This is a genomic window from Methylobacterium sp. WL103, assembly GCF_008039885.1.
GTDB classification, from domain to species: Bacteria; Pseudomonadota; Alphaproteobacteria; order Rhizobiales; family Beijerinckiaceae; genus Methylobacterium; species Methylobacterium cerastii.
In genome coordinates this window covers 1-1,682 of sequence record NZ_VRUX01000762.1, presented here as the reverse complement: position 1 = coordinate 1,682, position 1,682 = coordinate 1, and the positions used below count along the sequence as shown (strand labels likewise).

Genomic DNA, 1,682 nt, shown 5'->3' with positions numbered 1-1,682 from the left:
CTGCGCGGCCCCGCGGCGGTGAAGGCCGAGCGCAGCGACGAGGGCCCCGCCACCGTGCTGGCCGCCCGGCACGACGGCTATGCCCGCGACCACGGCATCGTCCACGAGCGGCGCTGGCAGCTCGACGGCGCGGAGGGCCGCCTCGACGGGCAGGACGCGTTCCTGCGCCCGGCGACGAAGGCGGGCCGCGTGCGGACGCAGGACGTGGCGATCCGTTTCCACCTCCACCCGGCGATCGCCGTGCGGTCTTTGGAGGACGGGCTCGAATTGTCCTCGCCGCTGGGCGAGGTCTGGCGGTTCCACGCCACCGGCGCCGAGATCCGGCTGGAGGAGAGCGTCTACTTCGCCGGCCTCACCGGCGCGCGCCGCACCGACCAGATCGTGCTGCACCTATCGGTCCACGACGACGTGCGCGTCGACTGGACGTTCGAGCGCCTCGCCTCCGCCCCGGGACGCGCGCCGACCGCCGCGGCCTGAGCGGACTTCTGGCCCGACTGCGGCCATTCGTGCTACCGCGCCGCCAACGGCCCTCGAAACGACAAGACCCACGATGTCGCATGATCAGGTGCGGGTTGCCCGCGCGCTCCTTTCCGTCTCCGACAAGGCGGGGCTCGTCGACTTCGCCCGCGCCCTGAGCGCACGCGGCGTCGCCCTCGTCTCCACCGGCGGCACCCACAAGGCGCTGACCGAGGCCGGGCTGCCGGTCACGGAGGTCTCCGAGCTCACCGGCTTCCCCGAGATGATGGACGGGCGGGTGAAGACGCTGCACCCGGCGGTGCATGGCGGGCTGCTCGCCATCCGCGACAACCCCGAGCATCAGGCGGCGCTCGCCGCCCACGGCATCGCCGCGATCGACCTGCTCGTGGTCGACCTCTACCCGTTCGAGGCGACGATCGCGGCCGGCCGCTCTTACGACGACTGCGTCGAGAACATCGACATCGGCGGCCCGGCGATGATCCGCGCGGCGGCCAAGAACCACGCCGACGTCGCCGTCGTCACCGACGTCGCCGACTACGCCCCGGTGCTGGACGCCTTGGCGCAGGGGAACGGGACGCTCACCCGCCCGTTCTGCCGAGCGCTCGCCCAGAAGGCCTACGCCCGCACCGCCGCCTACGACGCGGCGATCGCCAACTGGATGTCGGGGCACGTCGAGGCCGCGGGCACCGCGCCCTTCCGGAGCTTCGGCGGAGCGCTCGCGCAGGGGCTGCGCTACGGCGAGAACCCGCACCAGGCGGCCGCCTTCTACCGGGCGCCGGGGATCGCGCGGGCGGGGATCGCCACCGCGCGCCAGGTGCAGGGCAAGGAACTATCCTACAACAACCTCAACGACACCGACGCGGCCTACGAATGCGTCGCCGAGTTCGATCCGGCGCGCGCGGCGGCGGTGGCGATCATCAAGCACGCCAACCCCTGCGGCGTGGCCGAGGGCGAAAACCTCGTCGAGGCCTATGCCCGCGCGCTCGCCTGCGACCCGACCTCGGCCTTCGGCGGCATCGTCGCCCTGAACCGGCCCCTCGACGCGCAGGCCGCCGCCGAGATCGTCAAGATCTTCACCGAAGTCATCATCGCGCCTGAGGCCTCGGAGGAGGCGATCGCGATCGTGGCCGCCAAGAAGAACCTGCGCCTGCTGCTGGCCGGTGGCCTGCCGGACCCGCGGGCCGCGGGCGACACCGTGCGCACGC

Annotated in this window: 2 protein-coding genes; both read left to right on the top strand. The window is 73.1% G+C overall.

Annotated elements, in window-relative coordinates; translation table 11 throughout:
• A partial coding sequence (locus FV222_RS25170) for a heparinase II/III family protein (protein WP_187277468.1) occupies positions 1–477 on the top strand: 477 nt, incomplete at its 5' end.
• 73 nt (positions 478–550) lie between these two features.
• A partial coding sequence (purH, locus tag FV222_RS25165) for a bifunctional phosphoribosylaminoimidazolecarboxamide formyltransferase/IMP cyclohydrolase (protein ID WP_147815922.1) occupies positions 551–1,682 on the top strand: 1,132 nt, incomplete at its 3' end.